At 65.5% G+C, this 26,164-nt stretch carries 22 protein-coding genes; 14 read left to right on the forward strand and 8 right to left on the reverse strand.

Annotated elements, in window-relative coordinates:
* The first annotated feature begins 5 nt into the window (after positions 1-5).
* Positions 6-1,457 (forward strand): NAD-dependent succinate-semialdehyde dehydrogenase, encoded by a 1,452-nt coding sequence (locus tag CH274_RS19305; RefSeq protein WP_094631285.1) that lies wholly within the window; start codon positions 6-8, stop codon positions 1,455-1,457.
* A 46-nt stretch (positions 1,458-1,503) separates the two neighbouring features.
* Here CH274_RS19305 and CH274_RS19310 read toward each other — a convergent pair whose 3' ends face one another.
* Entirely contained in the window at positions 1,504-1,794 is a 291-nt protein-coding gene (locus CH274_RS19310) for a chorismate mutase (protein WP_032396247.1), read from the reverse strand.
* 296 nt (positions 1,795-2,090) lie between these two features.
* Here CH274_RS19310 and CH274_RS19315 point away from each other — a divergent pair, with 296 nt between their 5' ends.
* Entirely contained in the window at positions 2,091-4,568 is a 2,478-nt protein-coding gene (locus CH274_RS19315; protein ID WP_032395773.1) for a UvrD-helicase domain-containing protein, read from the forward strand.
* A gap of 71 nt (positions 4,569-4,639) precedes the next feature.
* Here CH274_RS19315 and CH274_RS19320 read toward each other — a convergent pair whose 3' ends face one another.
* A complete protein-coding gene (locus tag CH274_RS19320; RefSeq protein WP_094658531.1) occupies positions 4,640-5,662 on the reverse strand; it encodes a M23 family metallopeptidase in 1,023 nt (340 codons plus the stop codon).
* 240 nt (positions 5,663-5,902) lie between these two features.
* Between CH274_RS19320 and CH274_RS19325 the strand changes: the two genes are divergently transcribed.
* From CH274_RS19325 to CH274_RS19340, 4 genes are all read left to right on the forward strand, one after another.
* On the forward strand, positions 5,903-7,768 hold the full coding sequence (locus tag CH274_RS19325; RefSeq protein ID WP_094658533.1) for a hypothetical protein: 1,866 nt from the start codon (positions 5,903-5,905) through the stop codon (positions 7,766-7,768).
* A gap of 147 nt (positions 7,769-7,915) precedes the next feature.
* On the forward strand, positions 7,916-9,079 hold the full coding sequence (sucC, locus tag CH274_RS19330) for an ADP-forming succinate--CoA ligase subunit beta (protein WP_032395771.1): 1,164 nt from the start codon (positions 7,916-7,918) through the stop codon (positions 9,077-9,079).
* 8 nt (positions 9,080-9,087) lie between these two features.
* Positions 9,088-9,999 (forward strand): succinate--CoA ligase subunit alpha, encoded by a 912-nt coding sequence (gene sucD, locus CH274_RS19335; protein ID WP_032381720.1) that lies wholly within the window; start codon positions 9,088-9,090, stop codon positions 9,997-9,999.
* 138 nt (positions 10,000-10,137) lie between these two features.
* Positions 10,138-10,479 (forward strand): DUF2200 domain-containing protein, encoded by a 342-nt coding sequence (locus tag CH274_RS19340; RefSeq protein ID WP_094658535.1) that lies wholly within the window; start codon positions 10,138-10,140, stop codon positions 10,477-10,479.
* 7 nt (positions 10,480-10,486) lie between these two features.
* Here CH274_RS19340 and CH274_RS19345 read toward each other — a convergent pair whose 3' ends face one another.
* Genes CH274_RS19345 through CH274_RS19355 form a run of 3 tightly spaced genes read right to left on the reverse strand, consistent with a single transcriptional unit; the run spans position 10,487 to position 12,885 of the window.
* A complete protein-coding gene (locus CH274_RS19345; RefSeq protein WP_143546613.1) occupies positions 10,487-11,314 on the reverse strand; it encodes a hypothetical protein in 828 nt (275 codons plus the stop codon).
* 34 nt (positions 11,315-11,348) lie between these two features.
* Complete coding sequence (locus CH274_RS19350; RefSeq protein WP_094658538.1) at positions 11,349-12,359, reverse strand: hypothetical protein; 1,011 nt, start codon at positions 12,357-12,359, stop codon at positions 11,349-11,351.
* A 7-nt stretch (positions 12,360-12,366) separates the two neighbouring features.
* Positions 12,367-12,885, reverse strand: a complete 519-nt coding sequence (locus CH274_RS19355) for a hypothetical protein (RefSeq protein ID WP_094631216.1) — start codon at positions 12,883-12,885, stop codon at positions 12,367-12,369.
* A 209-nt stretch (positions 12,886-13,094) separates the two neighbouring features.
* Here CH274_RS19355 and CH274_RS19360 point away from each other — a divergent pair, with 209 nt between their 5' ends.
* From CH274_RS19360 to purH, 6 genes are all read left to right on the forward strand, one after another.
* A complete protein-coding gene (locus CH274_RS19360; RefSeq protein ID WP_176459154.1) occupies positions 13,095-14,318 on the forward strand; it encodes an acyl-CoA dehydrogenase family protein in 1,224 nt (407 codons plus the stop codon).
* 108 nt (positions 14,319-14,426) lie between these two features.
* A complete protein-coding gene (sfnG, locus tag CH274_RS19365) occupies positions 14,427-15,551 on the forward strand; it encodes a dimethylsulfone monooxygenase SfnG (protein ID WP_094658540.1) in 1,125 nt (374 codons plus the stop codon).
* A gap of 94 nt (positions 15,552-15,645) precedes the next feature.
* Positions 15,646-16,836, forward strand: coding sequence for a DUF5336 domain-containing protein (locus CH274_RS19370; RefSeq protein WP_143546614.1), 1,191 nt, complete (start codon positions 15,646-15,648; stop codon positions 16,834-16,836).
* Positions 16,837-16,907: 71 nt separating this feature from the next.
* Complete coding sequence (locus CH274_RS19375; RefSeq protein WP_094658544.1) at positions 16,908-18,350, forward strand: cell division protein PerM; 1,443 nt, start codon at positions 16,908-16,910, stop codon at positions 18,348-18,350.
* A gap of 80 nt (positions 18,351-18,430) precedes the next feature.
* The gene (gene purN, locus CH274_RS19380; RefSeq protein ID WP_094658546.1) at positions 18,431-19,045 is read left to right on the forward strand and encodes a phosphoribosylglycinamide formyltransferase; all 615 of its coding nucleotides are present in this window, start codon (positions 18,431-18,433) and stop codon (positions 19,043-19,045) included.
* The gene (gene purH, locus CH274_RS19385) at positions 19,042-20,598 is read left to right on the forward strand and encodes a bifunctional phosphoribosylaminoimidazolecarboxamide formyltransferase/IMP cyclohydrolase (RefSeq protein WP_094658548.1); all 1,557 of its coding nucleotides are present in this window, start codon (positions 19,042-19,044) and stop codon (positions 20,596-20,598) included. The genes purN and purH overlap by 4 nt, the downstream gene beginning before the upstream one ends.
* Before the next feature lie 66 nt (positions 20,599-20,664).
* Here the strand turns inward: purH and CH274_RS19390 are convergent, their stop codons facing one another.
* Complete coding sequence (locus CH274_RS19390; protein ID WP_094658550.1) at positions 20,665-21,528, reverse strand: DUF559 domain-containing protein; 864 nt, start codon at positions 21,526-21,528, stop codon at positions 20,665-20,667.
* 237 nt (positions 21,529-21,765) lie between these two features.
* Here CH274_RS19390 and CH274_RS19395 point away from each other — a divergent pair, with 237 nt between their 5' ends.
* Together CH274_RS19395 and CH274_RS19400 are read left to right on the forward strand one after the other, a co-directional pair.
* Positions 21,766-23,151 carry an ATP-binding protein gene (locus tag CH274_RS19395; RefSeq protein ID WP_094658552.1) on the forward strand — a complete coding sequence of 462 codons (1,386 nt, stop codon included), beginning with the start codon at positions 21,766-21,768 and terminating at the stop codon, positions 23,149-23,151.
* Complete coding sequence (locus CH274_RS19400) at positions 23,151-25,097, forward strand: vWA domain-containing protein (protein ID WP_094645645.1); 1,947 nt, start codon at positions 23,151-23,153, stop codon at positions 25,095-25,097. Before CH274_RS19395 ends, CH274_RS19400 begins: the two co-directional genes overlap by 1 nt.
* Here the strand turns inward: CH274_RS19400 and CH274_RS19405 are convergent, their stop codons facing one another.
* Together CH274_RS19405 and CH274_RS19410 are read right to left on the reverse strand one after the other, a co-directional pair.
* Positions 25,098-25,670, reverse strand: a complete 573-nt coding sequence (locus CH274_RS19405) for a DUF1707 SHOCT-like domain-containing protein (RefSeq protein WP_094631224.1) — start codon at positions 25,668-25,670, stop codon at positions 25,098-25,100.
* A 25-nt stretch (positions 25,671-25,695) separates the two neighbouring features.
* Entirely contained in the window at positions 25,696-26,160 is a 465-nt protein-coding gene (locus CH274_RS19410) for a hypothetical protein (RefSeq protein WP_032395756.1), read from the reverse strand.
* Between the last annotated feature and the right edge of the window lie 4 nt (positions 26,161-26,164).

The following is a 26,164-nucleotide window of genomic DNA, read 5'->3' on the forward strand; positions in this document are numbered from 1 at the left end:
ACGGTATGGACCAACGTGCATTGATCGAATCGATTCCGGCAAAACTGTGGATCGGCGGCAAGGCCGTCGACGCCGAAGGAGGTAAGACGTTCCCGGTGAACGATCCGGCCACCGGGCGGCCCCTGACGGAGGTGGCCGACGCCTCGCCCGCCGACGCGATGAAAGCGCTCGACGCAGCGGCGGCGGCGCAGAAGAGCTGGGCGGCAACACCTGCCCGCGAGCGCAGTGAAATTCTGCGAGCGGCGTTCGAGAAGGTCACCGAACGTGCCGACGACATCGCGCTGCTGATGACCCTGGAGATGGGTAAGGCCCTCGCCGAATCCAAGGCCGAGGTGAAGTACGGTGCCGAGTTCTTCCGCTGGTTCGCCGAGGAAGCAGTCCGCATCGGCGGTCGCTACACCCCGGCCCCGGCGGGCAATGGACGCATCCTCGTCACCAAGGCTCCGGTGGGGCCGGTACTGGCGATCACTCCGTGGAACTTCCCGTTGGCGATGGGCACCAGAAAGATCGGGCCCGCTCTGGCCGCCGGCTGCACCATCGTCGTCAAGCCCGCTCGTGAGACCCCGCTGACGATGCTGCTGCTCGCTCAGATCTTCGACGAGGTCGGCCTGCCCGAAGGTGTGCTCTCGGTGCTGACGACGTCGAAGTCCGGCGACGTCACCGGACCCCTCATCGAGGATCCGCGGATGCGCAAACTCACCTTCACCGGTTCGACGGGCGTCGGCAAGTCTCTCGTCCAGAAGTCCGCGACTCGGCTGCTGCGCACCTCGATGGAGCTCGGTGGCAACGCGCCGTTCGTGGTGTTCGACGACGCGAACATCGACGACGCGGTGGACGGCGCAATGCTCGCCAAGATGCGCAACGGCGGCGAGGCCTGCACCGCGGCGAACCGTCTGCACGTGCACAACAGCGTGCGCGAGGAGTTCACCACCAAGCTCGTGGCGAAGATGGCCGAGATGAAGCTCGGCCCCGGCGTCGACCCCGATACGAAACTCGGACCGCTCATCAACGCCGACCAACTCGAAACCGTGCAGGAACTCGTCGACGACGCGGTGGCCAAGGGCGCGACGGTGAAACTCGGGGGCACTGCGCCGGGCGGCGACGGCTACTTCTACCCGGCGACCGTTCTCACCGACGTGCCTACCGACGCGAGAATCCTGAAGGAAGAGGTGTTCGGGCCGGTGGCTCCGATCGTCGGCTTCGACACCGAGCAGGAAGGCATCGACGCTGCGAACAACACCGAGTACGGCCTGGCGTCGTACATCTACACCGAGAATCTCGATCGTGCGCTACGGGTGGCCGACGCCATCGACAGTGGCATGGTGGGCGTCAACCGCGGAGTGATCTCGGACGCGGCTGCGCCGTTCGGTGGGGTGAAGGAATCGGGATTCGGCCGTGAAGGCGGATCGGAGGGAATCGAGGAGTACCTCGAGACCAAGTACATCGCTCTGAAGTGAACGAACGCAGGTCGGGTGCGCACGCGGCGCGCCCGACCTGGGGGAATCAGTGGCCGAGACGACCGCGGCCGAGGCGGAGCAGGAGCATGGCCAGCGTGTGGCCTTCCTGGCCCAGGCTGCTGAAACGCTCGAGAACCTTCATCTCACGGCTGTGCACCAGGCGCGGTCCGCCGGAGGCCATGCGGGTGCGTCCGATGATCTGCGAGACCTCGGAGCGACGTCGAACCGCGGCGAGAATCTCGGCATCGAGGCGGTCGATTTCCTGGCGCAGGTCGTTGATCTCGGCTTCGCTGGTGGGCAATGCGGTCTCTGAGTCGATCTTCGTCGTCATGGCCATCGTCTCTCCTCGGGTCACATCTTGGATCGTTGCGTCGTCCGTCACCGTTACGCCTTTCGTATTCGGAACTGCATCGCCGATCGTTCGGTTCCCGTCCGGAACCGGGGGCGTTGCGTCTATCGACAGGCTCCTGCACGCGTGGCCGAACAGCGGCCGACCCGATGCAAGCGATGACGTACGGTTTTTTCGATCACCGATCCAGTGTGCCACGGGTCAACCCTCCTGAAAAGTCGTCGGTTCGGCCGACGACCACGGGATGTGGGTTTGTCGGTACGCGCCGGTAACCTGACCAGACGATGAACACATTCCTCCAGGGCCTCCAATCCCGACAGAACACCTCGTCCGACACACTGCTGGAAGGGCTCAATCCTCAGCAGCGTGAGGCCGTTGTGCACACCGGATCTCCGCTGCTCATCGTGGCCGGAGCCGGGTCGGGCAAGACGGCGGTACTGACGCGTCGCATCGCGTATCTGCTCGCCGAGCGTGGAGTGTCACCCGGCCAGGTTCTGGCCATCACGTTCACCAACAAGGCCGCTGCCGAGATGCGTGAGCGGGTCGCCGGACTCGTGGGGCCGCGAGCGAACGCCATGTGGGTGTCGACGTTCCACTCGAGTTGTGTGCGGATTCTGCGCGCGCAGGCTGCGTTGCTGCCCGGTCTGAACTCGAACTTCTCCATCTACGACGCGGACGACTCTCGGCGGCTGCTGACGATGATCTCCAAGGACCTGCAGATCGACACCAAGAAGTTCTCGGCGCGGCTGCTCTCGACGGCGATCTCGAACCTGAAGAACGAGCTGATCGGTCCCGACAAGGCGGCGGAGGACGCCGACGGCGATCCCGCCGAGCTGCCGCGGCTGGTGGCCAAGGTCTACGGCATCTACCAGCAGCGGCTGCGGGCGGCCAACGCCATGGACTTCGACGACCTCATCGGCGAAACGGTGGGCATTCTGCAGGCCTTCCCCCAGGTGGCGCAGTACTACCGACGCAGGTTCCGACACGTTCTGGTCGACGAGTACCAGGACACCAATCACGCCCAGTACATGTTGGTTCGTGAACTGGTCGGCACCCCCGATGCCGACGGCGCACTCGAGGGCACCGTTGCACCGGGCGAGCTGTGTGTTGTGGGTGACGCGGATCAGTCCATCTATGCATTCCGTGGTGCCACGATCCGCAACATCGAGGAATTCGAGCGCGACTATCCCGACGCTCGCACCATCCTGCTCGAGCAGAACTACCGGTCGACGCAGAACATCCTCTCGGCCGCCAACGCGGTGATCTCGCGCAACATCGGCCGACGCGAGAAGAAGCTGTGGACCGACACCGGCGAAGGCGAGTTGATCGTCGGTTACGTTGCCGACAACGAGCACGACGAGGCGTCGTTCGTTGCCTCGGAGATCGACCGACTCGTCGACGGCGGAGACGTGCGCTTCGACGAGGTGGCGGTCTTCTACCGAACCAACAACTCCTCGCGTGCGCTCGAAGAGATCTTCATCCGACTCGGTCTGCCGTACAAGGTCGTAGGTGGTGTTCGGTTCTACGAGCGCAAGGAAGTCCGTGACCTCGTCGCGTACCTGCGCGTGCTCTCCAACGAGGACGACACCGTCAGCATGCGGCGCATCCTCAACACTCCGCGCCGGGGGATCGGCGATCGCGCCGAGGCCTGTGTCGCCGTGCACGCCGAGCAGCGCGACATCAGCTTCTCGCGCGCTCTGCACGACGCGGCCGCAGGCAAGGTGGCTCTGCTCAACTCGCGTCAGCAGAAGTTGATCGCGCAGTTCATGGAGTTGCTCGACGAACTCCGTGCAGTGCTCACCGCGACCGACGGGGACGGCAACGACATCGCAGACATCGGCGATGTCGTCGAAGCCGTTCTCGACCGCACCGGCTACCGTGCCGAGCTCGAAGCCAGCAGTGACCCGCAGGACGGTGCGCGCCTCGACAACCTCAACGAACTGGTCAGCGTTGCAAGAGAATTCACTTCCGAGGCGCGCAATCAGGCCGCGGTGGCGGCGGAGGCGCTCGAAACCGGGGACGACGAGAGCGGCGACGAGGACGGTGGCGTCGACGGGTTGGCCGAGCCGGGGTCGCTCGCGGCGTTCCTCGAACGGGTCTCACTGGTGGCCGACACCGATCAGATCCCCGATTCGGGCACCGGCGTCGTGACGCTGATGACGCTGCACACCGCGAAGGGTCTGGAGTTTCCGGTCGTCTTCGTGACCGGTTGGGAGGACGGCCAGTTCCCGCACATGCGGGCGCTCGGCGATCCCAACGAACTGTCCGAGGAACGACGCCTGGCGTACGTGGGCATCACCCGTGCGCGACAGCGGCTCTACCTCACGCGCGCGATCATGCGCTCGGCATGGGGCCAGCCCATCGCCAACCCGGAATCGCGCTTCCTGCAAGAAGTTCCGCAGCACCTGATCGACTGGCGACGAGAGGATCCGGGCACCGGGGGAGGCCGAGCCATCGGCGGCGGCAGATCCGGAGGTTACGGCTCGGGTGGCGGATACGGATCGAACAGTTACGGCTCGGGCGGGTACGGCGGATCGTCGAATCGCGGGCAGAGTTCGACTCCCAGTTTCGGTGCCGCCAAGGGCCGCAACTCCAATCTCGTTCTCGCTGTGGGCGATCGAGTCAGCCACGACAAGTACGGCCTGGGCACGGTGCTGGAATCGACCGGTGCCGGAGTCAAGGCGATGGTGTTGATCGACTTCGGTTCCGCCGGCCGCGTGAAGATGATGCTCATCGGCGGCGTCCCGATGACCAAGCTCTGAGTCTTTTCAGCACACGAAAAAGCCGGGCCCTGCGAAAGCGGGGTCCGGCTTGTTGTGCGACGAGCGAGAATTCAGTCCATCTCGGGGCCGAGGGAGATTCCTCGGGAAGCGAGCCACGGAAGCGGGTCGATCTTGACCTCGCCCGGAAGGTGTACCTCGAAGTGCAGGTGCGGTCCGGTGGAGAAGCCGCGGTTGCCCATGGTCGCGATCTGATCGCCTGCCATGACGTCCTGGCCGACAGTGACGGTCGAGGTGTCGATGTGGCCGTAGACGGTGATCGTGCCGTCGGCGTGCTGAATGCGAACCCACATGCCGAAGCCTGCGGCCGGACCGGAGTCGATCACCTTGCCGTCGGCGACGGCGTAGATCGGAGTTCCGATGGCATTGGCGACGTCGACGCCGGCGTGGAGTACGCCCCAGCGGGTGCCGAAGTTGGAGGTGTAGGTGCCCTGCGCGGGAAGTGCGAACAGGGGCCTGCGGGCAGCGGCTTCGCGTGCGGCACGCTCCTCGCTGAAGCGCTGGCCCTTGGCGAGCAGGTCGTTGAACTGGCTCAGATCCACCGGTGCAGCGATGCTGAGGATCTGCGGTGCCTCCGACGGCGTCGCGCTGGACGAGTCGGCTTCGATCTCGGTGGTCTGCGGCGTGGTGGTGGCCGCGACTGCTGCGGCGGCGGGTGCTTCACCTGCGGCGAGGGCGTACTCGGAGGTGGCGACTGCGGCGGGTGAGTCGTCGTTGACGACGGCTTGGCCTGCTGCGACTACCGCACCTGCGGCGACTGCGAGAACGGCAGCTCGGCCCTTGAGTGCGGTGGGAGGAAGGGGGATACGGTGTGCGCCTCCGCGACGGGCCACGGGGGTGGCGTCTGCGGTGGTGGCGAACGAGGTGACGACGGTCGGAGACTCGTCGGCTGCGATGTACGGGGTCTCGACGAACTCGGCCTCGGCGTACCGGTACGCGGGGTAGGAGTACGCGTCGTACGCGCTGTTGTCCTCGGCGGGTTCGGAGATGGGCTCGTAGCTGTAGACCGTGGTCGCGTCGTCGGCCGTGGGTCGAGAGAACCGGCTGGAAGTGAAGGACGCACGGTGTTGCTGCAAGACCTACAACCTCCGTTATCCGTGACCTGGCCGTTACTGAAAGACTCGGCAGACGGTAACGAAATGATTGCGGAGCGCGCAAGTTAACAGCCGAAACCGGCCGCATATGTGAGATGGCTCACAAGTCGACCAGCGGTTATGTCGTGACGGGCCACATTCGTAATCGGACACGAGAACCCGTGGACGGCACACGGCGACAGTAACGGTTCTCGCACCGATCGAGCCGATACCGTGATCCGAGTGCCGACTCCCACCTTCGACGACTCGTCCGCCCGCGGCTCCGAGCGAGCGGAACCGCAACGGATCCGACCTCAGGACGGAGAGTTCGGCCGAGCGGACGATCCGTCGCCCACCCCGCGCGGCGCGCTTGCCGTCGTACTCGCTCTGATCGCTGCGATTGCCACGGTCGCGGCCCAACTGATCGGCGTCGTCCGCAGCGCCGACGGTTCGCCGGTGGGTGACGGGGCAGTAGTGGCCGCGATCCTGGCCGGTGCCGTCCCCGTTCTCGTGGTGATCGGAGCCGCGGTGGGCCTTGCGGGCAAACGCGTCGAGCTTGCGGCGGCCCTGCTGGCCGGATACGGCGCGGTGGCACTCGGATTCACACTGCTCGACGTTGCTCTGTTGTCCGATCCCATCGACGCGAATCGGCTCGAGCTCTTCCGCCCGCTGAGCGCCGCGATGCTCGACGCCACCCCGGGCGCCTATGTTCTGCTCGTCGGTCACGCTGTGTCGGTTCTGGCGGGTGTTGCGGGGTGGTCCGCAGTGCATCGCGCCGGGCTCGGTGACGGGTACGGCCACTCGGTGTATTCCGAACACGTGGGACGGGCGGCGGCGGGGCGCGTCGGGCCGATGCTCGCCGGGCTGCTCGGCGCGTTCGGTGTGCTTGCGGCCGTTGCAGCGTTCGCCTCGCTGTACCGCTCGTCCGATCCGGTCGTGATCGTGACGGCAGTGGTGGAGTCGCCGGTGTTCGTCGCGGTGGGCTCCGCAGTTGTCGGTATCGCGGCGCTCGTGGTGGCCGCATCGGCGTTGGCCGCACTGTCGCCGCAGGTGGCGTCGGGCGCATCCGTCGGAGCCGGGCTCGGGGTGCTCGGATTCGCCGGGGTCGGCCTGCTCGCGGGCCTCGGTACCGGTGACCGGGTGGATGCCGGACTCGGTGCATATCTGGGGACGGTCGCAGGGCTCGGACTGCTGATCTGTGGCGCACTGCTCGCGCCCGTCGCCGCGGCGCGTGACCGTCGAGCTCTGGAGAGAGCACAGCAGCGCGAGACGGGTTCGCGCGGTGTCCGCGGTGTCTCCGGTCCCGGAACGACGCGGTGGCATGCGGCAGCCGGAACTGCAGGCGTGCTGTCCGGTGTGCTGTTCGTTCTCGGATCGTTGCTGCCGATTCTGGAGACCGACTCGGGGATCGCCGCGCCGCAGATATTGGCCACTCGCGTGGTGTTGGTCGCCGGGTTCGTGATGATTCTGGGTTCGGTGCCGCTGCTGTTCTCCGAGTTCGCCTCGACCGCGCGACCGTTCGTGTCGATGTTCTGGCTCGGCGCGGTTGCCGCTGCGGCGGCGGTACTCCAGTCGGTGGTGCTCGCCGAGGACGTGGAGGGTGTGAGCACCGGCGTCGGCGCGCTGGGGATCATCGCAGGCGTCGTTGCCGCGGCTGCCGCCGGAGTGCTGGCTCTGTTCGCCGGATCTGCCGAGCGCGACGATGTCGACACGTCCCAGGACTCCGCGACCGATGGTGTTGTGCTCGGTACCGGATCGATCGGAGCCGTACTTCTGGCGGTGGGACTGGCGCTGCCCCTGTATCGCGGCAGCGACCTGACGGCCGCGACCGTCACCGAATTTCCGTGGGGCTGGGATACCTGGGGGCAGATGCTGCTCGCCGTCGGAGTGATCGTCGCTGCCGTCGTGGCTGCGCGTGCCAGGTCCGCGCGCGGTGCCGTCCTGCTCGCTGCCGCAGCCGTCGCGGGCATCGTGCATCTGTCGTCGTGGCCGCTGACATCCGCGCGCGCCACCGATCCCGAGATGGGACCAGGCGTGCTGCCGTCGGTGGCGGGAATCCTCGTTCTCGCTGTCGCGGCGGCACTTTCGGCCCGCCGCGCAGATCGGTGACGCCCGTTTCAACGAGCCGGCAGCGGTGAGATAGGCCACATAGCATGCATGCGCCCGATACGCCGTCGAGGCACCTGGATAAAGTCCATGCTCAGACCCGCTCACACCCGACGGAGCGGGCGTCAACGTAGACGAGACGGTGAGCTGATGGATCTCTTCGAATACCAGGCGAAGGAATTGTTCGCCAAGCATGGCGTACCCACCTCCGCAGGCCGTGTTACCGACACGGTCGCCGGAGCAACAGAGATTGCCGAAGAAATCGGCAAGCCAGTAATGGTCAAGGCACAGGTCAAGGTCGGCGGCCGCGGCAAGGCCGGCGGCGTCAAGTACTCCAAGGACGTCGCAGCAGCCACCGAGAACGCAGAAGCGATTCTCGGACTCGACATCAAGGGCCATGTCGTCAAGAAGCTTCTCGTTGCAGAAGCGTCCGACATCGCCGAGGAGTACTACATCTCCTTCCTGCTCGATCGCACCAACCGCACCTACCTCGCAATGTGTTCGGTCGAGGGTGGCGTCGAAATCGAGGTGACGGCGGAGGAGAACCCCGACGCACTCGCACGTATCCCGGTCGATGCCGTCAAGGGCGTCGACCTTGCTTTCGCTCGTGAAATCGCCGAAAAGGGCAAGCTTCCCGCCGAGGTGCTCGACGCCGCTGCGGTGACCATCCAGAAGCTGTGGGAGGTCTTCATCAACGAAGACGCTCTCCTGGTCGAGGTCAACCCGCTGGTTCGCACCCCGGACGATCAGATCCTCGCCCTCGACGGCAAGGTGACGCTCGACGCCAACGCAGACTTCCGTCAGGCCGGCCACGCCGAGTTCGAGGACAAGGACGCAGCCGATCCCCTCGAGGCCAAGGCCAAGGAGAACGACCTCAACTACGTCAAGCTCGACGGACAGGTCGGCATCATCGGAAACGGTGCCGGACTGGTGATGTCGACCCTCGACGTCGTCGCATACGCGGGCGAGGCACACGGCGGCGTCAAGCCCGCCAACTTCCTCGACATCGGCGGCGGCGCATCGGCCGAGGTCATGGCCGCAGGCCTCGACGTCATCCTCGGTGACGAGCAGGTCAAGAGCGTGTTCGTCAACGTCTTCGGCGGCATCACCGCCTGCGACGCAGTGGCCAACGGCATCGTCGGCGCGCTGAAGAAGCTGGGCGACGACGCCAACAAGCCGCTGGTCGTCCGTCTCGACGGCAACAAGGTCGAAGAGGGCCGCAAGATTCTCGCCGACGCCGCGCACCCGCTGGTGACGCTCGCCGGAACCATGGACGAGGGCGCCGACAAGGCCGCCGAGCTGGCAGCGAAGTAGAGGAAACAATGTCTATCTTTCTGAACAAGGACAACAAGGTCATCGTCCAGGGCATCACCGGCGGCGAAGGCACCAAGCACACCGCCCTGATGCTCAAGGCAGGCACCCAGGTCGTCGGCGGCGTCAACGCACGCAAGGCCGGAACCACGGTCAAGCACGTCGACGCACAGGGCAACGACATCGAATTGCCCGTCTTCGCTTCGGTTTCCGAGGCCATGGAGAAGACCGGAGCCGACGTGTCCATCGCGTTCGTGCCGCCGGCATTCTCCAAGGACGCCATCGTCGAGGCGATCGACGCGGAGATCCCGCTGCTCGTCGTCATCACCGAGGGCATCCCCGTGCAGGACTCCGCGTACGCGTGGGCCTACAACGTGGAGAAGGGCAAGAAGACCCGCATCATCGGCCCGAACTGCCCCGGAATCATCACTCCCGGTGAGGCTCTCGTCGGCATCACGCCCGCGAACATCTCGGGAACCGGCCCCATCGGCCTGGTCTCCAAGAGCGGCACGCTGACCTACCAGATGATGTTCGAGCTCCGCGACTTCGGATTCTCGACGGCCATCGGCATCGGCGGCGACCCGGTCATCGGAACCACCCACATCGACGCCATCGAGGCGTTCGAAGCGGATCCCGACACCAAGGTCATCGTCATGATCGGCGAGATCGGCGGCGACGCCGAAGAGCGCGCAGCCGACTACATCAAGGCCAACGTGACCAAGCCGGTCGTCGGCTACGTCGCAGGCTTCACCGCTCCCGAGGGCAAGACCATGGGCCACGCAGGTGCCATCGTCTCCGGCTCGCTGGGAACGGCGCAGGCGAAGAAGGACGCACTCGAGGCCGCAGGCGTCAAGGTCGGCAAGACGCCGTCCGAGACCGCTGCACTCGCACGCGAAATCCTGGAATCGCTGTCCGTCAAGTAGGACTCGCATCTGAAGAAGCCCGCCACCGATTTCGGTGGCGGGCTTTTTCGTGCGCCCCCGGCCCCGCGTCAATGGACCACTGCATACGTCTGGGCGGTGCAATGTCACATTGACGCGGATGGGTCTAGATTGATCCGCGTGCACAGGATCTTCACCACAGCGTTCAGCTCGGTCTATCCGCACTACGTGAACAAAGCCGAACGCAAAGGTCGGACGAAAGCCGAGGTCGACGAGATCATTCGATGGCTCACCGGTTTCGACCAGTCGGCCCTCGACCGCCATATCCAGGCCGACACGACGTTCGACGACTTCTTCGCGGCAGCCGACCTCAATTCGAACGCGGAACTGATCACCGGAGTCGTCTGCGGCATCCGCGTCGAGAATGTCGAGGACCCTCTGATGCAGAAGATCCGCTACCTGGACAAGCTGATCGACGAGCTGGCCAAGGGTAAGAAAATGGAGAAGATCCTGCGCGAATGACCGTTGCTCAGTAAATCGAATGGGTGAGCGTTGCCGTGTACGTGTCGGCGATGACTCCCGTCGCCGGAATGGCAACCAACACTGTCGATGTCCAGCTCGTCAGACAGAGCGCGCCGCCGGTTTTGACGACGGTGGGCTGAGCGGTCAATCCGACACTCACTGCACCGGAGTTCCCGCTTACACCGGCCGTGCAGGCCGACGAGGGTGCGCTGTAGGTCGCCGACGTCGGCGTCAAGGTGAGGCCGGTGGACGAGCCTCGGAAGTTCGACAAACTGACGTCGGATTTCCACCCGGCCAATCCGACGCCCAGCACCGTCATACTGATGGTTCCCGTCCACGTCGCTCCGGGTGCGACGGTCGATGATCCCGTCATCGTAGACGGCACCTGCAGATTGAGCAGATTGTCCGCGGCGGCGACCGGTGCTGCGGCCTTCGCGGCCGGGCGGGGTGCGAGGGTCGTCGACGTCGAGGCGGGCGGAGACGAAGCCGCCGCGGTGGTCGGCGACACGGCTGGACCCGTCGTGGGAATCTCGAAAGTCGGTACGACGCTCGATGTTTCGGTCGGTGTGCTGGTCGCAGCATCCGTCGTGGTCGTGGTCGTGGTCGTGGTCGTGGTCGTGGATGGTGCCGCAGCGTCCGTGGTGGCGCTCTGCACTGGAGAAGCGGAGGCGGCCGAGGTCTCGGTGCTCGTACATGCCGGCGTCGGAACCGCCGTGGTGGTCGGAACGGGACTTGTGGTCGTCGTCGGTGCGACGACGCAATTCTGTTCGGCTGCAGGCGGATCCGCCAAGTGTTGCGCAGACGCCGCCGGGTGGGCGGTGGCTGCAAGAACCATCGCCCACCCGACCGCTAGCGCGAGACGTCGCATCTCAACCGACCTGTCGCCGCCGCGTCATCACGACGACCGCAACGCCGATCGCGACGACAACCAGCGCGGCGAGTCCCCAGATCCACACCGGAGTGCCGGAGTCCGACGATGTTTCCTCCGCCGCCACCGAGCCCTGATCCGGGAACGTCAACTCGACGCCGGAAGTCTTGCTCACCAACCCGCTCGTGATGGTGACCGCTGCCTGCCATGGACCAGCAGGGAGCGCAGGGTTCAGCGTGAAGGTGACACTTCCCGTTTGCCCTGGCGCAATTGATCCGCCCGAACCCTTCACCGGCGCAGTCGAAATGCCGCCGGGACCACCCGACAGCTCCACGGTTCCACTCGGGTCGAGGGCCCGCCCGCCGGTGTTGGAGACGGCGGCAACGATCTCCGGCGCGCCCGAGTCGTCGCGTGACGCGGTGACATCGCCGATCTCCAGGTCGGCAGCCGGGCCGTTGCCGGGTCCGACCGACAGATACGTACGAATACCCACGCGGCTGACGTTCTGGATGCCCGTTCCGGTTGGGGCACCGGCAGTTTGCGCCCACACGACGGCGTACTGCTCGCCTTCGGCGGCGTCGGGTGGAACTGCGATGGTGACGACCGCTTCGGCCGCTGAGTTCGGAGCCAGCGTGAGGTCTGTCGGCGTCACCGACATCCATGTCGTGAGCTCGTTGACAGCGCGGTCGTCACCCACCTCGAAGCCGGAGTCGTCAGCTCCTATCGATGCGGCAGCGGGGTACAGGGTGATCGGCTGCTCTTGATCGCTGCTGTTGCTGACCTCGATTCGTCTGGTGATCGTGGTCCCAGGAGGCAGGTTGTCGATGATGTACGCCAGCGCACGCGGATCGTCCTGCAAGGACACCGGCGCTTCGAGCAAGCGAATACCCACGCTGCCCACCGGTGTCGGTTCGGCCGGTTGCTGAGCGGCCGCCGGAGCCTGCGTGACGAACGCCGAGGCGAACATCAGCACGGTGAGGACTCCGGCAACCAATCCCCGATGAAGTGACATGTACAGATCAGGCGACCGAATGCGTGACAACACCCGTGTACGTACCGGCCACGACATCGCTGGGCAAAGCGACGGAGACGGTGCCGGTCCAGGTAGCGGTGTTCGCTCCGACGACTGCCGTCGCGGTGACCACAGGCTTGTTGGAGTCGATGGTCTGAGGAACCAGTATTCCGGCCACCGTCGAGACGCCTGTACGCGCAGGCAGGAGCGGTGCGGAATAGGTGACTGCGGTCGCAGGGATGGACGCGGGGTCCGGCGCGGGCTTGTCGAACGCGGTGCTGATCGCCGACGCCGTCCAGCCATTGATTCCGAGTCGCTGGTCGGACACGACGACAGGGGTGATGCCTCCGCTCGCTGTGTTACCGGTGACGGTCAGCGCCTGGGATGTCGGGGCTGTGATCGTGAGTGCACCTCCCGTGACGGTGAACGTCACATTGGTGGGTACGGCATTCGAGACAGCGGGGGAGATGACGGCAGCAACGAGGGCACCGGCGGCGGCGACGGTGGCGAAGAGTGACTTGCGCATAGGGGACGTCCTTGGGGAGGGCGAGCGCTCGGACCCGCCGGTTTGTGATGTGCACAACATTAATCGCCGGATGTCGTGAGTCGTTACAAATCGGAACTATCTGTCCGCGAGCATGTTTTCGGGGTTCGAATCGGACCGTTTGTGCAGCTTTAAAATCTCGCTGAATCGAAGTGTGTTCATCGGGTCGACGTGGGACTTCACTGGGCCTCATGACAACCACCGAGAATCGTGCTCTCACCAAGAACTGGCCCGACGCGCCCACCACTGCGGCCGGATGGATTTCCCGCGCGGGTGAGGTGGCTCAACTCCTCGCGGTCGATGCCGTCGCTCGCGACAAGGGGCGTGAGGTCCCGACTGCCGAGGTGCAGCTGCTCAAGGACGCAGGTCTGGTCACGCTGCTCGGCCCCGTCGAACACGGCGGCGGCGGCCAGGACTGGCCGACGGCGTATCAGGTCATTCGCACCGTCTCGAAGGCCGACGGCTCGATCGGCCAGCTGCTCGGGTATCACCTGCTGTGGTTCTGGGCCGCCCGGCTGGTCGGCACCCCCGAGCAGATCGAGGCGGTCGAGGCAGACGCCACCAAGAACAGGTGGTTCTTCGGCGGTGCCGTCAACCCGCGGGACAACGACGTCGCTGTCACCGACGAGGGCGAGACCATCGTGTTCGACGGTTCCAAGACCTTCTCCACCGGCAGCCGCGTCTCCGACGTCACCGTGCTCGAAGGAGCACTCGAGGGCAGCACCGATCACGTGTTCGCGATCGTTCCGTCGAACATCGAGGGCTTGTCCTTCCACGACGACTGGGACAACATCGGCCAGCGTCAGACCGAGAGCGGCAGCGTCACCATCGACAAGGTTCGTGTCGATTGGGCCAGCGCAGCAGGGTTCGTGGACAAGGCCTTTCAGCCGCGGGTCTACAACACCCTCAACGTCCCGACAATTCAACTGGTGTTCGTCAACTTCTACCTCGGGATCGCGAGAGGTGCCCTCGAAGAGGCGGCGTCGTACACCAAGGACAAGACCCGCGCGTGGCTGCACAGCACCGTGGACAAGGCCGTGGACGAGCCGTACATCATCGACATCTACGGCGATCTGACCTCCAAGCTCTGGGCTGTCGAAGCCCTCGCCGACGCAGTTGCGTTGGAAGGACAGAAGATTCACGATAACGCCTGGAACGTCACCGCCGAGGAGCGCGGCGAGCATGAGGTTCGGGTGGCCGCAGTCAAGGCTCGCGCCACCGAGGTCTCGCTCGAGATCACCTCGACGGTGTTCGAGGCGCTCGGTGCGCGGGCGACCGCCAGCAAGTACGGATTCGACCGCTTCTGGCGCAACGTGCGAACCCACACCCTGCACGACCCGGTGGCCTACAAGCGTCGCGAGGTGGGCCGCTGGGTTCTCACCGGTGAGCTGCCCGAACCGACCTGGTACTCGTAATCCTCACCTTTCTGGCCCCGATCCGACCCCCGATTTCCGGATGAATGTGCCATTCACGCCGTCTGAGCGCGTGGATGGCACATTGATCCGCCGAAGGATGACGCACACATGAGCACCGAAAAGATCACCGACGCAATCAAGTTCGCGTACTGGGTACCCAATGTCTCGGGTGGTCTGGTCACCAGCACCATCGAGCAGCGCACCAGTTGGGATTACGAATACAACAAGAAGCTGGCGCAGACGGCCGAGAACAACGGCTTCGAGTACGCCCTGAGTCAGGTTCGCTACGAAGCCAGCTACGGGGCCGAGTTCCAGCACGAATCCACCAGCTTCTCGCTTGCGCTGCTGCTGGCGACGGAGCGGCTGAAAGTCATTGCCGCAGTGCACCCCGGACTCTGGCAGCCAGCAGTCCTCGCCAAGCTCGGTGCCACTGCCGATCACCTTTCGAACGGCCGATTCGCCGTCAACGTCGTCAGTGGCTGGTTCAAGGACGAGTTCACCCACCTCGGTGAGCCATGGCTCGAGCACGACGAAAGGTACCGTCGCAGCGCAGAATTCCTGCAGGTGCTGCGCAAGATCTGGACCGAGGACGACGTCGACTTCCGCGGTGACTTCTACCGGATCCACGACTTCACCCTCAAGCCCAAACCGCTGAACACTCCCGATCGGCCGAACCCCGAACTGTTTCAGGGTGGCAATTCGTCTGCAGCGCAGGAGAATGCCGGACGGTACTCGGACTGGTACTTCAGCAACGGCAAGGATTTCGACGGCGTCACCGAGCAACTCGACAACCTCCGACGCGTTGCACGTGATCACCGGCGTGAGGTGAAGTTCGGGCTCAACGGCTTCATCATCGCGCGAGACAGCGAGAAGGAAGCCCGAGACACGTTGCGCGAGATCATCGAGAAGGCGAACAAGCCCGCTGTCGAAGGTTTCAAGAGCGCGGTGCAGCAGGCGGGCAATGCGACGGGCGACAAGAAGGGAATGTGGGCGGACTCGACGTTCGAGGACCTCGTTCAGTACAACGACGGCTTCAAGACGCAGTTGATCGGCACGCCGGAGCAGGTGGCCGAGCGAATCGTCGCCTACCGTCGGCGCGGCGTCGACCTGATTCTCGGGGGCTTCCTGCACTTCCAGGAGGAGATCGAGTACTTCGGGGCGAAGGTGCTGCCGCTGGTTCGGGAGCTCGAGGCCGCCGAATCGAAGGACACCGAGCTGGTTGCTTCGCGCTGACCTGGAGTTCCGTGATCGGTCGGGTCCGTGCAGTAGCGTGAGTTCTCGGACCCGACCGACCTGGGGTACGGACAATCTCAGATGAGGAGACGCGATGACCTACTCGCCCGGCAGCCCTGAAGCAGGGGGCTCCAACTCTGGTGGCTACGGCGGAGGTGGACCGTCCTACGGCCCGTCGTCCTCGCCGAATCAGCCGTCGTCCAACCCACAAGGTCATCCAGGCCAGAATCAGCCCTTCCATCAGCCGTCGGTGTCCAATCCCTTCGGCCCTCCGGTCCCCGGCACCTCGGCACCGGGCCCGGCTTCCGCCGCACCGCAATCGAAGTCATCCGGATCAGCGCTGTCGAACCTGCCGAAGGTTCTCACGTTCGTGATCCTCGGGCTCGGCATCGTCACCTTCCTGCTCGGACTGCTCGACCTCGTCACCGCCGAGGTCACCTCGTCTCAGGAACTGCCGAGCAGCATTCAGACGTCGTTCAGCACCACGTTCTTCGCGTCCGGTGGTAGTGCGGTGTCGATTGCGCTACTGCTGGCTGCGGGCCTGATCGCCGGTGCCTCGCTACTGCAGAAGGACGCGAGGAACCAGGCCGTGGTGGCCGCCCTGGCGATCGCCGGTTGGCTGGTGCTGGTCTTCCAGTCGTTCAGCCTGCCCAGCGCAGAGGGCAACGAGTTCGCCAGCACCACCAGCTCGCTCGGTATCGGTGCAATCCTGGTGCTCGTCCTGGGCTTCGTCCAAGCCGCCGCCGCGGTGGTGGCACTGCTGCTCGATGCGGGCATCGTCAAGGCTCCGGCTCCCAAGCCCGCGGGCTACGGCAATCAGAACCAGCAGCCCGGATACGGCCAGCAGAACCCGTACAACGCACCGACGACCTCGTTCGGTGGACCGTCGCAGCCCCAGAACTACGGCAATCCGCCGTCGTACGGTCAGCCCCAGGGAACCTCGTCCAACTTCGGTCAAGGCCTCAGCGGTCAAGCACCGAGTGGGCAGGCGTCGGGACAGCATTCCTACAACCCGGGTGCCCAGCCGCCGTACGGACAGTCCGCCCCCAACACCCCGTCGCCCCAGGGCGGCTACACACCACCTCCCTACACCGGTCCCAGCGGCCCGGCCGCGGGGCAGGCCTACCCGCCGAATCAGTACCAGTACGGCCAGCCGTCCGGATACGGCCAGCCCCCGGCCAAGTCGGACGAGCCCGAATCGGGCGAACAGTCGACGCCGTACGGTGCACCCACGCAATCGTTCGGTGCCACTCCCGCCGTGGAAGACGACAACAAGCGCGACTGATTCAGGCATCACAATCGACTTCGCGGCGCGCCTGACCGGCGCGCCGCGAAGATGATGCGACTCTCGTTGCGATGAGCGATCTATTGAACCGAGAGACGCGACGCGCGGCCGCCCGGGCTCCCCGCGCAGGCACCGGACCGACGCCCGATCAGTCGCGCATGCTCGCCGCAGTGGCCTTCAAGACCTCCGGGCTGGTCGTGGTGATCGCGACGACCCTGGCTCTGATCACCCTCGTCTCCGTCAACAGCGACCTGACCGGAACCCTCGGGGCGATCGCCGGGTCGTGGTTCGCCGTACACCTGGTACCCCTGAGCATCGGCGGGACGTCCCTCGGCGTCGCACCGCTTCTGCCGACACTGATCATCGGCTGGTCCGTCGCCCGAACCGTCCACCACGCCGTCGATTCCGATACCGACAGTCGCATGCTTCGATGGGTGTTCGCGGCGTCGATGGCCGGCCCGCTCGCCGTCACCGCCATCGCCCTGGCCGTCGCCAAGGACGCGTCCACTGTCATCGGACTGTCCAGCCCCAACGCACTCGTCGCGTTCTCCTGGGTCGCAGGCGTGCACGCGGCCGCGTCCGGCACCGGTTTGCTGCTCGCGCGCTGGGACTCACTGGTGGTCCGCCGCGGACTCCCGGACTGGGTGCGCTCGCTGGTTGCTCCGTTCGTGCGGGCGATATCGCTTCTTGTCGCAGGCGGTGCCGCCGTCGTACTGCTGGCCCTGCTCGCCTCCTGGGAAAGCGCGGGAGCACTGGTCGAGAGCGGTCGCGATGTCGTCGGCATGCTCGGGCTGACCGTGGTGTCGGTGCTCTACCTCCCCAATGTCGTCATCGGTTCCCTCGCGGTGGCCACCGGCTCCACTGCCGGTTTCGGCGATGCGTCGGTCAGCCTGTTCTCCACGACGGGAGGACCGCTCCCGCCGCTGCCGATCCTCGCCGTTCTCCCCGAAGGACCGGCGCAGACGATCTGGGTCGTGATGCTCGTCGTCCCGATCGGTGCCGGCCTGTTGCTCGGCCGCGACTGTGCCATCCGCAGCGCCGACATCCAGGTCGCCGTGTCGTCCGTGTGGGTCGTCGCGGCGGCAACCGGCGTGCTGGGAGCGTTGTTCGGCTACGCCGCAGGCGGAAACCTCGGCACCTTCGGCACCGTCGAAGTCACCGTGTGGAGCTTCGGGCTGCTGACATTCGCGTGGTTGGCCGTCGTCGGGTCCGCCTCCGCGGCCCTCGTCGTGTGGCGTCGAGCAGAACCCGAGCCGGTCCAGGACGAGCCCGATCCGACTCCAGTACCCCCGGCGGCCGAGTTGGCGATCGAGGCCGCCCCACCCGAGACCGAAGACGACGAACAGGCCGAGGAGGTCGTCGAAGCGGAGGTCGTGGACGAGGTCGGGGACGACGTCCCGGCCGAGATGCCCCCGGCCGAAGAACCGGACGCACCCGTCGAGGCCGCTACCGACGAACCGTTGGATGCCGAGGTCGTCGCTCCACCCGGAGACCAGGACGGACCTGCCCGGTAGGGCTCGGAGGCGCAGCGACTAGGCTTTCCGCTGGCTCGAACGATCCGCCTCGATACTTCAGGAGTAGTGCGCTGACTGCCTTGCGTGAGACACCCGCGCGGGTCGTCGTCCTCGCGTCGGGGACCGGCTCGCTCCTGCAGTCGCTCATAGCCGCGACTGCCACCGAGAACTATCCCGCTCGCATCGTCGCCGTCGGAGTCGATCGCGACTGCGACGCAGTCCGCCGTGCCGACGATGCCGCGATCCCGAACTTCCGGGTCGCCCTGCGAGACTTCGCCGATCGAGCGGCCTGGGATCGCGCACTCACCGAGGCCGCATCGAGCTTCGAACCCGATCTGATCGTCACCGCCGGGTTCATGAAGATCCTCGGCCCGCAGTTCCTCGGGGCCTACACCGGACGCATCGTCAACACCCACCCTGCACTCCTGCCGTCGTTCCCCGGTGCACACGCCGTCCGCGATGCGCTCGACCACGGCGTCAAACTGACCGGTTCGACGGTTCATCTGGTCGATTCCGGAGTCGACACCGGGCCGATCCTGGCGCAGGAAGCCGTACCGGTTCTCGACGGCGACGACGAATCCGCGTTGCACGAACGCATCAAGATTGTGGAGCGACGGTTGCTGGTCGACGTGATCGCAGCCGTGGCCGCCAAAGGTGTCACCTCCGATGGACGAAAGGCTCAGATAATCCGATGAGTGAACGTAAAGCAGTGCGCCGCGCGCTGGTCAGCGTCTACGACAAGACCGGACTGATCGAACTGGCGACCGGCTTGCACAGCGCAGGCGTCGCTCTGGTGTCCACCGGATCGACGGCGAGCAAGATCGCCGACGCCGGAATCCCGGTCACCAAGGTCGAGGACCTCACCGGATTTCCCGAGACCCTCGAGGGGCGCGTCAAGACGCTCCACCCTCGGGTGCACGCAGGCGTGCTCGCCGATACCCGTAAGCCCGAGCATCTTTCGCAGCTCGAGGAACTGGGCATCGAAGCGTTCGAGCTCGTCGTGGTGAACCTCTACCCGTTCACCGAGACCGTTGCCAGCGGGGCGACGCCGGACGAATGCGTCGAGCAGATCGACATCGGCGGACCCTCGATGGTGCGCGCCGCGGCCAAGAATCATCCGTCGGTGGCCGTCGTCGTCGACCCGGCCCGCTACGAGGACGTGCTCACGGCCGTCTCCGGTGGCGGATTCACCCTCGCCGAGCGCACGTCGCTTGCGGCACAGGCCTTTCAGCACACGGCCGCCTACGACGTCGCGGTGGCATCGTGGATGAGCAGCGTACTGACCCCCGACACCGAGACGGTGTTCCCGGGATGGATCGGCGGCACCTGGGACCGCTCGGCCGTGCTCCGTTACGGCGAGAACCCGCACCAGAAGGCTGCCCTGTACGTCGACTCCTCTGCTGCTGCAGGCATCGCGCAGGCCGAGCAGTTGCACGGTAAAGAGATGTCGTACAACAACTTCACCGATTCCGATGCGGCCTGGCGGGCGGCGTTCGATCACGCCGAGCCCACCGTCGCCATCATCAAGCACGCGAATCCCTGTGGCATCGCCGTCGGCAAGGACATCGCCGAGGCGCACCGCAAGGCCCATGCGTGTGATCCGGTGAGCGCATACGGCGGCGTCATCGCTGCCAACCGCGAAGTCACCGTCGAGATGGCCGAGCAGGTGGCCGAGATCTTCACCGAGGTCATCATCGCGCCGTCCTATGCCGACGGTGCGCTCGGAGTCTTGCAGCGTAAGAAGAACATTCGCGTGCTGCTCGCGGTAGCACCGCCCACCTCGGGCGTCGAACTCAAGCCCATCTCCGGCGGCGCACTGTTGCAGCAGCGGGACGTGCTCGACGCCGACGGCGACAATCCCGCCAACTGGACCCTCGCAGCCGGCGAACCCGCCGACGAGGCGACGCTGAAGGATCTCGAATTTGCCTGGCGCGCAGGAAGGGCCGTGAAGTCCAACGCGATCCTGCTCGCCCACGACGGTGCGTCCGTCGGCGTCGGAATGGGCCAGGTCAACCGCGTCGACGCCGCCCATCTCGCCGTGCAGCGAGCCGGGGATCGCGTCGCCGGTTCGGTCGCTTCCTCCGATGCGTTCTTCCCTTTCCCCGACGGTCTGCAGGTGCTGATGAGCGCAGGCGTCAAAGCCGTTGTGCAGCCCGGTGGTTCGGTTCGCGACAACGAAGTGATCGCCGCGGCACAGGACGCGGGAGTGACGCTGTATCTGACGGGATCGCGGCACTTCGCTCACTGATCGTGACGCCGAACTCGAAGTTATGGATGGATTTCCGGCGAAATCCGTCCATAACTTCGAGCTCGGCTAGACCTTGGCCCCCGCGGCGCGCAACTTGTCGCGAACCCGCGCTGCGACTTCCCACGGATCGGCGCGCAGTTGCAGTGCGCTCACCCGAATCACCGTCCAGCCCATTGATTCCAGAAGGTGTTGACGCTCGATGTCCCAGGCTCGCTGCCTTTCGTCGGACCAGTGCTGCTCGCCGTCGTACTCCACCGCCACCTTCCACCGTGCCCAGCCGATGTCGATGCGGGCGAACACCCTCCCGTCCGGACCCACCACCTCGATCTGAGTTTGCGGTCGAGGTAGTCCCGCGTTCATGAGAGCCAGTCTGGTGCGTGTCTCCTGTGGTGATTCCGCACCGGCGTCGACCAGGGCGAGCACGGCCCTGAGCTGAACGATGCCGCGGGCACCTCGATGATTCTCGGCAAGCCGGGCGATGTCGTGAACGCCGACTCCGGTGGCGCGGCACAGTGCATCCAGCCGTGCGACGGCGGTTCCGAACGGCCTGCGTCGGCCGAGGTCGTATGCAGTTCGCGCCGCTGTGGTGACGACCAAGCCGTCGACAGTCTCGGATTCTTCGGGCAACAGCTCGTCGAAGCCGATCCGAAGCCCGCCCAACTTCTGTCGATGTTCGGCCCAGATGAGCTCGGCATCGTGGTCTGCGGAGATCCAGCCCGATCCGTGCACCGCCGCGGCACTCAGGCCGGAGACCACTGCCTTGCCTCGCGAGTACAACCACGCTGCCCTTGCCTTGGTCGGCGCATCCAGTTCGGAACCCGGGTCGATGTAGACGTCACGATAGATTCGACGAAAGTGCTGCCGGAGCTGCTGGCGGGTGACCAACCCGTTTGCCAGTGCCTCGGATCCGACGAACGGTGCGCTGTCCATTCCTGCACAGTGGCATCGGATTCAGGCGAATAGTGGGCCGAGCGCCGGCTGTGGATGAACAAAATTGTTGTCCACAGTTATGCCGCTGTGATCAATATCGGGCCGAGATGTGTATCGGCCGCCGAGCTCGAAGTTGTGGACGGAATTTGCCGGATTTTCGTCCATAACTTCGAGCTCGGCAGAACGGGTGTTCGTCACTGCATGGCAGCATCGGCCAAACGCTCGTAGCGTGGAGAAGTGACCTCTACCAAACCTGGCATCTCCACACTCGGCGAACTCAAGGCATCCGGACATCGGCAGCGGTCGATCAAGGAAGAGCTGCGGGAAAATCTTCTGAAGGCATTGCGTGACGGCACCGATCCGTGGCCGGGGATCGTCGGTTTCGGATCGACGGTGTTGCCGCAGTTCGAGCGCGCGATTCTGGCCGGTCACGATGTTGTGCTGCTCGGCGAGCGCGGTCAGGGCAAGACGCGTCTGCTGCGCACCCTGAATCTTCTGCTCGACGAGTGGGTGCCGGTGATCGCCGGAGCCGAACTCGGAGAGCATCCGTACGAGCCGATCACCCCCGCCAGCATTCGCAAGGCCACCGAACTCGGCGACGACCTGCCCGTCGAGTGGCGTCATTGCAGCGAGCGGTACGCCGAGAAGCTCGCGACCCCGGATACCTCGGTGGCGGACCTCGTCGGTGACGTCGATCCCGTCAAGGTGGCCGAAGGTCGCAGCCTCGGCGATCCCGAGACGATCCACTTCGGACTCGTGCCCCGCAGCCACCGCGGCATCGTGGCGATCAACGAGCTGCCCGACCTCGCCGAGCGCATTCAGGTCTCGCTGCTCAACGTCATGGAGGAGCGCGACATCCAGGTCCGCGGTTACACGCTGCGTCTGCCTCTCGACGTCATGCTGGTGGCGAGCGCGAACCCCGAGGACTACACCAATCGCGGACGCATCATCACCCCGCTCAAGGACCGCTTCGGCGCGGAGATCAGGACGCACTACCCCCTCGAGCTCGATGCCGAAGTGGCCGTCATCGACCAGGAGGCGGAGCTGCAGGCAGCTGTTCCCACCTATCTGCTCGAGGTGCTGGCTCGATTCACCCGGCTGCTGCGCGAGTCGCCGTCGGTAGATCAGCGGTCCGGCGTCTCCGCTCGCTTCGCTATCGCAGCGGCCGAAACCATCGCTGCCGCAGCCGTTCACCGAGCAGCGATACTCGGCGAGGCCGAGCCCGTGGCGCGGCCGGTCGATCTCGGCACCATCATCGAGGTGCTGCGCGGCAAGGTCGAGTTCGAGTCGGGTGAGGAAGGCCGTGAAATCGAGGTCCTCGAGCACATGTTGCGCCGGGCGACTGCCGACACCGTTCGAGCTCACCTCGGCGGAATCAACCTCGCAGCGCTGGTGACGGCGGTCGAGACGGGCGAACCCATCGTCACCGGCGACCGCATCACCGCCAAGGCGTTGCTCGACGAGTTGCCCGACGTCGAGGTGATCGGCGACATCCACGAGCGACTGAACGCCACCTCGGACGGCGAGAAGGCCGCCGCGGTCGAACTCGCACTCGAAGGGCTGTACCTGGCGCGCCGGATCTCCAAGGATCCCGACGACGACGGTCAGACGGTGTACAGCTGATGCGTCGCTCCAGATACGGGCGCTATCACGACGGACCGGATCCCCTTGCGCCACCAGTGGATCTGCGCGAGGCACTCGACGCCATCGGTGAGGACGTGCTCGAGGGCGCGTCGCCCCGTCGGGCACTGCAGGAGATGCTGCGCCGCGGGACCAAGAACATGCGAGGGCTCGACGACCTGGCAGCCCAGGCCGCCAAGCGTCGACGAGACCTGTTGAAGAAGAACAACCTCGACGGCACCCTGCAGGAAGTGCGGGAGTTGCTGGACAAGGCAGTGCTCGAGGAGCGCAAGGCCTTGGCGCGCGCTCTCGACGACGACGCACGGTTCCAGGAGATGCAGATCGGTGACCTGTCACCGTCCACAGCGCAAGCAGTGCAGGAGCTTTCGGACTACGACTGGCGTTCGTCGGAGGCACGCGAGAACTACGAGAAGATCAAGGATCTGCTCGGACGCGAGATGCTGGACCAGCGTTTCGCGGGTATGAAGCAGGCCCTCGAAGGTGCTACCGACGAGGACCGTCAGGCCATCAGCGAGATGCTGAAAGACCTCAACGAGTTACTCGACGCCCACAACAAGGGCGAGGACACCGATGAGCAGTTCGAGCAGTTCATGGACAAGCACGGGCAGCACTTCCCGGAGAATCCGTCGAGCGTCGAGGAGCTGTTGGACTCCCTGGCCCAGCGAGCCGCGGCCGCCCAGCGGCTCCGTAATTCGCTGAGTCCCGAGCAGCGGGCAGAGCTCGATGCGTTGGCGCAGCAGGCCTTCGGGGACTCGAACCTTCTCAGCCAGCTCGATCAGCTCGATCAGAATCTGCAGCAGGCCCGGCCCGGTGAGGATTGGGACGGCTCGCAGAACTTCCGCGGCGAGAACGGGATGGGACTCGGCGACGGCACCGGTGCACTCCAGGACATCGCGGACCTCGAGAACCTGGGGAATCAACTCTCACAGCAGTACAACGGGGCTGCCCTGGACGACATCGACGCCGATGCGTTGCTGAAGCAACTGGGGCCGGAGGCCGCGGCCGATGCGCGGATGCTCTCCGAGCTCGAAAAGGCGCTGCAGCAGCAAGGTTTCATGGACAAGGGTGCCGACGGTCAATGGCGTCTGTCGCCGAAGGCGATGCGGCAGTTGGGGCAGTCGGCGCTGAAGGATGTGGCGGGAAAGCTGTCCCGACGCGGCGGCGAGCGAGACACGCGCAAGGCAGGCGCGATGGGTGAGCCCACCGGTGCGTCGCGGGCGTGGGAGTTCGGTGACACCGAGCCGTGGGACGTCACCCGCACGGTCAACAATGCGGTACTGCGTTCAGCAGCAACAGGATCCGGTTTCCCGGTGCAGTTGCAGGTGACCGATGTCGAGATCAGCGAGACCGAGACGCGAACGCAGGCTGCCGTGGCACTGCTGGTCGACACGTCGTTCTCGATGGTGATGGACGGTCGTTGGGTGCCCATGAAGCGCACGGCACTTGCACTCAATCACCTGGTGAGCACTCGATTTCGCGGAGACGATCTGCAACTGATCGGATTCGGCAGGCACGCACAGACATTGACGGCCTCCGAGCTGGCCGGGTTGGACGGTGCCTACGACCAGGGCACCAATCTGCACCACGCGCTGATGCTTGCGGTTCGGCATCTGCGACGTCATCCCAATGCGCAACCGGTGGTGCTGATCGTGACCGACGGTGAGCCGACGGCGCACCTCGAGCCCGACGGCCACGCGTACTTCGACTATCCGCCGTCGTCGAAGACCCTCGGGTTGACCGTCCGCGAACTCGATACCGTCGCCAAACTGGGTGCGCAGGTGACGATCTTCCGGCTCGGCGACGATCCAGGCCTCGCGCGAGTGGTGGACAAGATGGCCGAGCGGGTGGGCGGACGCGTCATCGCGCCGGATCTCGACGGACTCGGTGCTGCGGTGGTGACCGACTACCTCAAGCGTCGGCGATCGTAGCTACTTCTCCGCTGCCTTGATCTCCACCGATACGCCACCCCAGAAGGCGAAACCGGTGATGATCACGCGCGGAGCGCCGGGGTGCGTCGCGCTGACGTGTTCGAAGCCGCCCATGATGCCCATGCCGCGGACTTCGACGCTCACTCCGGGTGGCACGGTGACCTCGATGCCGCCCATGATGGCGACGCAGTTGATGGTGGTTTCTTCGGCGGCGAACGACGCGCGGCGTAGGTCGAGTTCGATACCGCCCCAGAAGGCGAACGCGTCGATGCGCGCCGCGGGGGTCCACTGTCCTTTCCGCACAGCACCGCTCATGATCGCGATCACGCGGTCGTTCGAGGAGCCACCGGGCGGCGCGGCCGCCGGGGGCGGGGAGAGCACCAGGTCGCCGGTCAGCAGGTCGAGTTCTCCGTAGGTCTTCGCCTGGTACACCGCGGCGGTGCGCTCGTCGTATTCGCTCACGGTCAGTTGGCCGTTCGCGAAAGCATCGCTCAGCAACTGCGCGACGAGGTTCCTGTCCGCATCGGCTGCGCGAATCCGGCTCCGATCTCGGTCGGGGAGATGATCGCTCACTGGCCGGACACTACCGAAGCCTGGGTCAGGCCGCATTCAGGATGGTGCGGCTCCCGAGCGGTGACGCGAGAGTTATCTGCATGGTGGCGTAGACGGCAACCATGATGCAGGACTTGTCCGCGGCGTCGGGGCGGGTGCCGGTACGCAGTTCGATGGTGACGGTGGTGTCGGTCTCGGTGACCGACGCATCGGCTCCGTAGCACTCGGGAGTGCCGGTGACGAAGTGGACCGCGATGGTGTTGGGGGAGATCTGGCTCCACGACTCGAACGGGGTGGTGGTGGCGCGGATCAGATCGGCCGTCGGCTCGAACATCGTGCCGACGTCGCCGACGGGCACCTCGTGCGGAACCGGAGGGGCGCTGGGTTGTTGGGCGAACCCCACAGGGGAGGTGGAACCGACTGTCGGGGTTGTGTCCTCGTCGCCACCGGAGGCGGTGCTGCAGCCGACCAGCAGCAGGCACAACATGACACCTGCAGCGAGAAACCTCATGAAT

This window comes from Rhodococcus sp. 06-418-5 (assembly GCF_002258285.1).
Lineage (GTDB): Bacteria > Actinomycetota > Actinomycetes > Mycobacteriales > Mycobacteriaceae > Rhodococcoides.

Bases quoted from the DNA above. Each gene is read 5' to 3' on its own strand.
- CH274_RS19305 (WP_094631285.1), top strand. From the start codon at position 6: ATGGACCAACGTGCATTGATCGAATCGATTCCGGCAAAACTGTGGATC.
- CH274_RS19310 (WP_032396247.1), bottom strand. From the start codon at position 1,794: ATGGCCATGACGACGAAGATCGACTCAGAGACCGCATTGCCCACCAGC.
- CH274_RS19315 (WP_032395773.1), top strand. From the start codon at position 2,091: ATGAACACATTCCTCCAGGGCCTCCAATCCCGACAGAACACCTCGTCC.
- sucC (WP_032395771.1), top strand. From the start codon at position 7,916: ATGGATCTCTTCGAATACCAGGCGAAGGAATTGTTCGCCAAGCATGGC.
- sucD (WP_032381720.1), top strand. From the start codon at position 9,088: ATGTCTATCTTTCTGAACAAGGACAACAAGGTCATCGTCCAGGGCATC.
- CH274_RS19345 (WP_143546613.1), bottom strand. From the start codon at position 11,314: ATGGTTCTTGCAGCCACCGCCCACCCGGCGGCGTCTGCGCAACACTTG.
- CH274_RS19350 (WP_094658538.1), bottom strand. From the start codon at position 12,359: ATGTCACTTCATCGGGGATTGGTTGCCGGAGTCCTCACCGTGCTGATG.
- CH274_RS19355 (WP_094631216.1), bottom strand. From the start codon at position 12,885: ATGCGCAAGTCACTCTTCGCCACCGTCGCCGCCGCCGGTGCCCTCGTT.
- CH274_RS19360 (WP_176459154.1), top strand. From the start codon at position 13,095: ATGACAACCACCGAGAATCGTGCTCTCACCAAGAACTGGCCCGACGCG.
- sfnG (WP_094658540.1), top strand. From the start codon at position 14,427: ATGAGCACCGAAAAGATCACCGACGCAATCAAGTTCGCGTACTGGGTA.
- CH274_RS19370 (WP_143546614.1), top strand. From the start codon at position 15,646: ATGACCTACTCGCCCGGCAGCCCTGAAGCAGGGGGCTCCAACTCTGGT.
- CH274_RS19375 (WP_094658544.1), top strand. From the start codon at position 16,908: ATGAGCGATCTATTGAACCGAGAGACGCGACGCGCGGCCGCCCGGGCT.
- purH (WP_094658548.1), top strand. From the start codon at position 19,042: ATGAGTGAACGTAAAGCAGTGCGCCGCGCGCTGGTCAGCGTCTACGAC.
- CH274_RS19390 (WP_094658550.1), bottom strand. From the start codon at position 21,528: ATGGACAGCGCACCGTTCGTCGGATCCGAGGCACTGGCAAACGGGTTG.
- CH274_RS19400 (WP_094645645.1), top strand. From the start codon at position 23,151: ATGCGTCGCTCCAGATACGGGCGCTATCACGACGGACCGGATCCCCTT.
- CH274_RS19410 (WP_032395756.1), bottom strand. From the start codon at position 26,160: ATGAGGTTTCTCGCTGCAGGTGTCATGTTGTGCCTGCTGCTGGTCGGC.